The sequence below is a fragment of the Enterobacter soli genome (assembly GCF_964208575.1).
Lineage (GTDB): Bacteria > Pseudomonadota > Gammaproteobacteria > Enterobacterales > Enterobacteriaceae > Enterobacter > Enterobacter soli_A.
Window position 1 is genome coordinate 20973 of the sequence record NZ_CAXOFU010000031.1, and the last position, 8394, is coordinate 29366.

At 51.1% G+C, this 8394-nt stretch carries 7 protein-coding genes and 1 pseudogene; all 8 read right to left on the minus strand.

What is annotated here, in order from left to right; translation table 11 throughout:
- Positions 1-65 precede the first annotated feature (65 nt).
- A complete protein-coding gene (rpoB, locus tag AB6V08_RS21880; protein WP_368544894.1) occupies positions 66-4094 on the minus strand; it encodes a DNA-directed RNA polymerase subunit beta in 4029 nt (1342 codons plus the stop codon).
- Between the two features lie 319 nt (positions 4095-4413).
- Complete coding sequence (gene rplL / locus AB6V08_RS21885; protein WP_006176746.1) at positions 4414-4779, minus strand: 50S ribosomal protein L7/L12; 366 nt, start codon at positions 4777-4779, stop codon at positions 4414-4416.
- 66 nt (positions 4780-4845) lie between these two features.
- Entirely contained in the window at positions 4846-5343 is a 498-nt protein-coding gene (rplJ, locus tag AB6V08_RS21890) for a 50S ribosomal protein L10 (protein ID WP_001207203.1), read from the minus strand.
- 290 nt (positions 5344-5633) lie between these two features.
- On the minus strand, positions 5634-6338 hold the full coding sequence (gene rplA, locus AB6V08_RS21895; protein ID WP_006810530.1) for a 50S ribosomal protein L1: 705 nt from the start codon (positions 6336-6338) through the stop codon (positions 5634-5636).
- A gap of 3 nt (positions 6339-6341) precedes the next feature.
- Entirely contained in the window at positions 6342-6770 is a 429-nt protein-coding gene (rplK, locus tag AB6V08_RS21900; protein ID WP_008503452.1) for a 50S ribosomal protein L11, read from the minus strand.
- 155 nt (positions 6771-6925) lie between these two features.
- A complete protein-coding gene (gene nusG, locus AB6V08_RS21905) occupies positions 6926-7471 on the minus strand; it encodes a transcription termination/antitermination protein NusG (protein WP_003862341.1) in 546 nt (181 codons plus the stop codon).
- A gap of 1 nt (position 7472) precedes the next feature.
- Entirely contained in the window at positions 7473-7856 is a 384-nt protein-coding gene (gene secE, locus AB6V08_RS21910) for a preprotein translocase subunit SecE (RefSeq protein WP_003862342.1), read from the minus strand.
- Positions 7857-8085: 229 nt separating this feature from the next.
- Positions 8086-8394, minus strand: a pseudogene (tuf, locus tag AB6V08_RS21915) (elongation factor Tu); the annotation flags it as partial.

Below are 8394 nucleotides of genomic sequence, written 5' to 3' on the forward strand. Positions count from 1 at the left end.
CGTCGGAGTTAGCACAATCTGGTACCGGGGATTAACCCGGTACCAGTGACCTGTTTGAGCGAGAGTTACTCGTCTTCCAGCTCGATGTTGATACCCAGAGAACGGATTTCTTTCAACAGTACGTTGAAGGATTCCGGCATACCTGGTTCCATCTGATGGTTACCGTCGACGATGTTTTTATACATCTTCGTACGGCCATTCACGTCATCAGACTTAACGGTAAGCATTTCCTGAAGGGTGTATGCTGCGCCGTATGCTTCAAGCGCCCACACTTCCATCTCACCGAAGCGCTGACCACCGAACTGAGCCTTACCACCCAGCGGCTGCTGAGTAACCAGGCTGTAAGAACCGGTAGAACGCGCGTGCATCTTGTCATCAACCAGGTGGTTCAGTTTCAGCATGTACATGTAGCCAACGGTAACCTGGCGCTCGAATTGCTCACCGGTACGACCGTCGAACAGTGTGATCTGACCGGAAGTCGGCAGGCCACCCAGCTGTAACAGTTCCTTGATTTCAGACTCTTTCGCACCGTCGAATACTGGCGTTGCGATAGGCATACCTTTACGCAGGTTCTCAGCCAGACGCAGAACTTCATCATCGCTGAAGGTGTTCAGGTCAACTTTCTGACGAACGTCGGTACCCAGATCGTAAGCACGCTGGATGAATTCGCGCAGTTTCGCGACTTCTTGCTGCTGTTTCAGCATGGCGTTGATCTTCTCGCCGATGCCTTTCGCAGCCATACCCAGGTGGGTTTCAAGGATCTGACCGATGTTCATACGCGATGGTACGCCCAGCGGGTTCAGTACGATATCTACCGGCGTACCGTTAGCATCGTGTGGCATATCTTCGATCGGGTTGATCTTGGAGATAACACCCTTGTTACCGTGACGACCTGCCATCTTATCACCAGGCTGGATCTGACGTTTAACAGCCAGATAAACCTTAACAATCTTCAGCACGCCTGGTGCCAGATCGTCGCCCTGAGTGATTTTACGGCGCTTCGCTTCGAGTTTTTTCTCGAATTCGTGTTTCAGTTCGTCGTACTGCTCAGCCAGCTGTTCCAGCTGATTTTGTTTCTCTTCGTCGGTCAGGCCCAGTTCCAGCCAGCGATCGCGTGGCAGTTTGTCGAGCTTCTCAGCTTCAACGCCACCGGCAACCAGCACCGCATAAATACGGCTGAACAGACCCGCTTCGAGGATTTGCAGTTCTTCAGACAGGTCTTTCTTAGCCTGTTTGAGCTGCATCTCTTCGATTTCCAGCGCACGTTTATCTTTCTCAACGCCGTCACGGGTGAAGACCTGAACGTCGATAACCGTACCGGAAACACCGTTTGGTACGCGCAGAGAAGAGTCTTTAACGTCAGACGCTTTCTCACCGAAGATAGCACGCAGCAGCTTCTCTTCTGGCGTCAGCTGGGTTTCACCTTTCGGCGTAACCTTACCAACCAGAATGTCACCACCGGTCACTTCTGCACCAATGTAAACGATACCGGATTCATCCAGTTTGGAGAGCGCAGCTTCACCCACGTTAGGGATGTCAGCGGTGATCTCTTCAGGCCCCAGCTTGGTGTCACGGGACACACATGCCAGTTCCTGAATGTGGATCGTGGTGAAACGGTCTTCCTGAACAACACGCTCGGAAACGAGGATGGAGTCTTCGAAGTTGTAACCGTTCCACGGCATGAACGCTACGCGCATGTTCTGACCGAGCGCCAGTTCACCGAGGTCGGTAGATGGGCCATCAGCCAGCACGTCGCCGCGCTCGATTGGCTCACCCAGGGACACACACGGCATCTGGTTGATACAGGTGTTCTGGTTAGAACGGGTGTATTTGGTCAGGTTATAGATGTCGATACCTGCTTCACCCGGGTACATCTCGTCTTCGTTAACTTTGATAACGATACGGGAAGCATCCACGTACTGAACAGTACCGCCACGTTTAGCAACCGCAGTAACACCGGAGTCAACGGCAACAGCACGTTCCATACCGGTACCAACCAGCGGCTTATCAGCGCGCAGAGTTGGAACGGCCTGACGTTGCATGTTCGCACCCATCAATGCACGGTTGGCGTCATCGTGTTCCAGGAACGGGATCAGGGACGCACCGACGGAAACCACCTGCTGGGTGGAAACGTCCATGTAGTCAACCTGGTCGCGGCTGAACAAGCTCGATTCGCCTTTGCTACGGCAGGTAACCAGATCTTCTACAAAGTGGCCTTCGTCATCCAGGTTGGAGTTCGCCTGAGCGATAACGTAGTTGCCTTCTTCGATAGCAGACAGGTAATGAATTTCGTCGGTTACAACACCGTCAGTCACTTTACGGTACGGCGTCTCGAGGAAGCCGTATTCGTTCGTCTGTGCGTACACGGACAGGGAGTTGATCAGACCGATGTTTGGACCTTCAGGCGTTTCGATTGGACATACGCGACCGTAGTGAGTCGGGTGTACGTCTCGAACTTCAAAGCCTGCACGTTCACGGGTCAGACCGCCTGGGCCGAGGGCAGAGATACGACGCTTGTGCGTAATCTCAGACAGCGGGTTGTTCTGGTCCATAAACTGAGACAACTGGCTGGAACCGAAGAACTCTTTCACTGCTGCAGAAATCGGCTTGGCGTTGATCATATCCTGAGGCATCAGGGTATCCAGATCGCCCAGAGACAGACGCTCTTTAACCGCACGCTCAACACGCACCAGGCCAACACGGAATTGGTTTTCCGCCATTTCGCCTACGGAACGGATACGACGGTTGCCGAGGTGGTCGATATCATCCACTTCGCCTTTGCCGTTACGGATATCGATGAGCTTCTTCATCACTTCGATGATGTCGTCTTTGCTCAGGATACCGGAACCTTCGATTTCGTCGCGCAGCAGAGAACGGTTGAACTTCATACGACCAACCGCAGACAGATCGTAGCGGTCTTCAGAGAAGAACAGGTTCTCGAACAGGCTTTCAGCCGCTTCGCGAGTTGGTGGTTCACCAGGACGCATCATGCGGTAGATTTCAACCAGCGCACTCAGACGATCGGTCGTTGGGTCGACGCGGATAGTCTCAGAGATATAAGGACCGTGGTCCAGATCGTTGGTGAACAGCGTTTCGATACGTTTGTGGCCAGACTGGCTCAGCTTAGCCAGCAGATCCAGGCTCAGCTCCATGTTCGCTGGGCAGATCAGCTCGCCAGTTGATTCATCAACGTAATCTTTCGCGGATACTTTTCCTGCAATGTATTCAACCGGTACTTCGATGTGTTTGATATCATCTTTTTCCAGCTGACGAATATGGCGCGCAGTAATACGGCGACCTTTCTCCACATACACTTTGCCGTCGGCTTCGATGTCGAACGACGCGGTCTCACCACGCAGACGTTCCGGCACCAGCTCCATTTGCAGCTTGTTGTCGCGGATTTCAAAGATCACTTTCTCAAAGAACAGGTCAAGGATCTGCTCAGTGGTATATTGCAGCGCACGCAGGATGATGGTTGCAGGCAGTTTACGACGACGGTCGATACGGACAAACAGGTTGTCTTTAGGATCGAACTCGAAGTCCAGCCATGAACCACGGTAAGGAATAATACGTGCGTTATACAGTACTTTACCGGATGAGTGCGTTTTACCTTTATCGCTGTCGAAGAAGACGCCCGGGCTACGATGCAGCTGGGAAACGATAACACGCTCAGTACCGTTGATTACGAAAGTACCGTTGTCTGTCATGAGTGGAATTTCACCCATGTAGACTTCTTGTTCTTTAATGTCTTTAACGGTGCCTTCCGGCGCTTCGCGCTCGTAGATCACCAGACGCAGTTTTACGCGCAGCGGTGCGGAATAGGTCACGCCACGGATCTGACATTCCTGAACGTCAAACACCGGTTCGCCAAGGCGGTAGCTGACGTACTGCAGCTCGGAGTTACCGCTGTAGCTCTGAATCGGGAACACGGAGCGGAATGCTGCTTCCAGACCGTACTGCCCTTCAGGATCTTGCTCGATAAACTTCTGGAACGAGTCAAGCTGGATAGAAAGGAGATATGGGACATCCAACACTTGTGGACGTTTACCAAAATCCTTACGAATACGTTTTTTCTCGGTATAGGAGTAAACCATAGGGTTCCTCAGCTCGCTGACAAGTCGACCCATCTGTCCGACGAAGGGACAGTTTGTGCAACACCATTTTGTGGACCGGAAAATTGAATACTTTCCGCAATACCTGTTGCTATCACGCTTAAATCATTTCGTTGCGATTTACACAGAGCGAGCACCCTGTCGCAGTATATTAAGTCGTCGATAGAAACAAGCATTGTCAGGACAATCAGCAGTCAAACAGTGTGAAATGCTACTGATGCCTTACAGCGCAAAAAGGCTGGTGACTAAAAAGTCACCAGCCGTCAGCCTAATGACTTAGGCTGCAACCAGAAGGGTTGGCTTATTTAACTTCAACTTCAGCGCCAGCTTCTTCCAGAGATTTTTTCAGTGCTTCTGCGTCGTCTTTGCTCACGCCTTCTTTCAGCGCAGCTGGAGCAGATTCTACCAGGTCTTTAGCTTCTTTCAGACCCAGGCCAGTTGCACCACGTACTGCTTTGATAACAGCAACTTTGTTAGCGCCAGCAGCTTTCAGAATTACGTCGAATTCAGTTTTTTCTTCAGCAGCTTCAGCCGGGCCAGCAGCTACAGCTACAGCAGCAGCAGCGGAAACACCGAATTTTTCTTCCATTGCAGAGATCAGTTCTACAACGTCCATTACGGACATAGCTGCAACTGCTTCAATGATTTGATCTTTAGTGATAGACATTTAAATTGTTCCTGAAAATCAGAATAAGTTTATACGTAAGCAAATGCTTTATAAAGATAACTGCTATTAAGCAGCTTCTTTCGCATCGCGAACAGCAGCCAGAGTGCGAACCAGTTTGCCAGCCGAAGCTTCTTTCATGGTTGCCATCAGGCGTGCAATTGCTTCTTCGTAGGTCGGCAGGGTTGCCAGGCGATCGATTTGCGATGCCGGGATCAACTCACCTTCAAAGGCTGCAGCTTTAACCTCAAATTTTGCATTCGCTTTCGCGAACTCTTTGAACAGACGAGCAGCAGCGCCCGGGTGTTCCATAGAGTATGCAATCAAGGTTGGACCAACAAACGTGTCTTTCAGGCACTCGAACTGAGTACCTTCAACTACGCGGCGCAGCAGGGTGTTACGAACAACACGCATGTAAACGCCAGCTTCACGACCTGCTTTACGCAGTTCAGTCATTTTATCTACAGTAACGCCACGGGAATCCGCAACTACTGCAGACAGCGCGCCTTTGGCTACTTCGCTGACTTCAGCAACAATCGCTTGTTTGTCTTGAAGATTTAAAGCCATTAGCTTTGCTCCTGGATGTTTGCCGGAACTCATGTTCCGGAACTCACTTCACTCTTCCCAACGGAAAGAGCGTCTTAATACGGTGAGCAGAAACAAGCCAGAGTATTCAAAAATAATCTTAGCGTTCTGTCACCGTCTACGCAGGGGATTAAGTTTCTTGCGAAACACCTGCGGTCTTCGACGGAGGCCTGGATAGGCCAGGCTCCAACGAACAAATCTTTTAGCCGCTAACTTTCGTTAGCAAACGTGGGGGTAAGATTGTAGACAAAATCACCGCCCACGTAAAGGCATTAGTTTGCAGCAGCGCTCAGGCCAGCCTGGTCAACTGCAACACCTGCACCCATGGTGGTGGAGATGCTAACTTTCTTGATGTACACGCCTTTCGCCTGAGTTGGTTTTGCTTTTTTCAGCGCAACCAGCAGAGCTTCCAGGTTTTCTTTCAGTTTGTCAGCGTCAAAGTCCACTTTACCGATGGTGGTGTGGATGATGCCGTTTTTGTCGTTACGGTAACGAACCTGACCTGCTTTAGCGTTCTTAACAGCTTCAGCAACGTTAGGGGTTACAGTACCCACTTTCGGGTTTGGCATCAGGCCGCGTGGACCCAGAACCTGGCCCAACTGGCCAACAACGCGCATTGCATCTGGAGATGCGATAACAACGTCAAAGTTCATTTCGCCTTTCTTGATCTGATCAGCCAGATCTTCCATACCTACCAGTTCAGCGCCGGCAGCTTTAGCAGCTTCAGCGTTTGCACCCTGAGCAAATACAGCTACGCGAACGGAACGGCCAGTACCGTGTGGCAGTACAGTCGCGCCACGAACGTTCTGATCGGATTTACGAGCATCGATGCCCAAGTTTACTGCAACGTCAACGCTTTCAACAAACTTAGCGGTAGCCAGTTCTTTCAGCAGAGCGATAGCTTCGTTGATGTCGTACTGTTTGGTCGCATCAACTTTGTCACGGATCACGGACATGCGCTTGGTCAGTTTAGCCATTTCTTAGTCCTCCACTACCAGGCCCATGGAACGTGCAGTACCTTCGATTGAGCGAGTCATCGCTTCAATGTCGGCACCAGTCATGTCGGCAGCTTTGGTCTGCGCGATTTCCTGCAGCTGAGCGCGGGAAATTTTACCCACTTTGTCTTTGTTCGGTTTACCGGAACCAGACTTGATACCAGCCGCTTTCTTCAGCAGTACTGCTGCTGGAGGGGTTTTGGTAACGAAAGTGAAAGAACGGTCAGCGTAAACAGTGATTACGACTGGGATTGGCAGACCTTTTTCCAGGGATTCAGTTTTTGCGTTGAACGCTTTACAGAATTCCATGATGTTCACACCCTGCTGACCCAGAGCTGGACCAACTGGTGGACTTGGGTTTGCCATACCAGCTGCAACCTGCAGCTTGACGTAGGCTTGTACTTTCTTAGCCATTCTAAAATCCTCTGATTGGGTGATAACGCCTCAGGGAGGCTCCCCGTGAATAAAATCGTTTTACAGGCCGAGGCCCATAAAAACAAAAGGCGCGAAATTGTATTCCAATCTCGCGCCTTGTGCAACGACTAAATCGCCGCTTTTTTGATCGCTCTTTAGGCTTTTTCTACCTGGGCAAAGTCCAGCTCTACCGGGGTCGCACGACCGAAGATAGAAACAGAAACTTTCAGGCGGGACTTCTCGTAGTCCACTTCTTCAACCACGCCATTAAAGTCAGCGAACGGACCGTCATTAACACGAACCATTTCACCCGGTTCAAACAGCGTTTTCGGACGCGGCTTATCACCAACCTGCTGCAGGCGGTTCATAATCGCATCAACTTCTTTGTCGCTGATTGGCGCCGGACGGTCAGACGTGCCGCCGATAAAGCCCATCACACGCGGTACGCTGCGCACCAGGTGCCAGCTCGCGTCGTTCATAACCATCTGAACCAGTACGTAACCCGGGAAGAATTTGCGCTCGCTTTTGCGACGCTGGCCGCCACGGATCTCAACCACTTCTTCGGTTGGAACCATAACTTCACCAAACAACTCTTCCATGTTGTGTAATTTGATGTGCTCACGCAGCGATGTAGCTACGCGGCCTTCAAAACCGGAAAACGCCTGAACGACGTACCAGCGCTTTTTAGGGGCTTCAGACATCTTAGAACCTCAGGCCAGTGATAAAGGATACCAGGCGAACCAGAATACCATCCAGTCCCCACAGGATCAGTGACATTACAGCGGTTACCGCCGCTACGATCAGCGTGGTGTGCAATGTTTCCTGGCGAGTCGGCCAAATTACTTTGCGGACTTCGGTACGCGCTTCACGAGCAAAAGCGACTGTCGCTTTGCCTTTCGTCGTCAACAGCGCGACACCACCCGCTGCAGCAATCAGAATTACCACTGCAAGCGCGCGTAGCGGCAGCATCATGTCACGATAAAGATAGTTGCCAACGATCGCTACAATCAGCAGCACGGCTACAACTACCCATTTCATCGCTTCCAGGCCGCGCCCGCTCCCTTGAGCTTCGGTATTCGCACTCATAAACCAACCTGTCAGAAGTATTCTACAAACATTTTCACCCCGCGATCGCGAGGCAAACCAAATCGAAATGCTAATTCGCTTTTCGAATTATACGCTCTCTGCAGAGCCTGTCTCAGCAATGATTATGACAAAAATAATCACTGATGAGCCAGGTTCTGATGTGAAAGCGTGCAAAAAGGGCATCAAATGATGCCCTTTTCATGCGCATTGCGTCAAATGTTATCAGCAATTAGCCGAGAACTTTAGCAACAACGCCCGCGCCAACGGTACGGCCGCCTTCACGGATTGCGAAACGCAGACCGTCGTCCATCGCGATTGGGTGGATCAGAGTCACAACCATCTTGATGTTGTCGCCTGGCATTACCATCTCTACGCCTTCTGGCAGTTCGATGGTACCGGTCACGTCAGTTGTACGGAAGTAGAACTGTGGACGGTAGCCTTTGAAGAACGGAGTATGACGGCCGCCTTCGTCTTTGGACAGGATGTACACTTCAGATTCGAACTTAGTGTGTGGCTTGATTGAGCCTGGCTTCGCCAG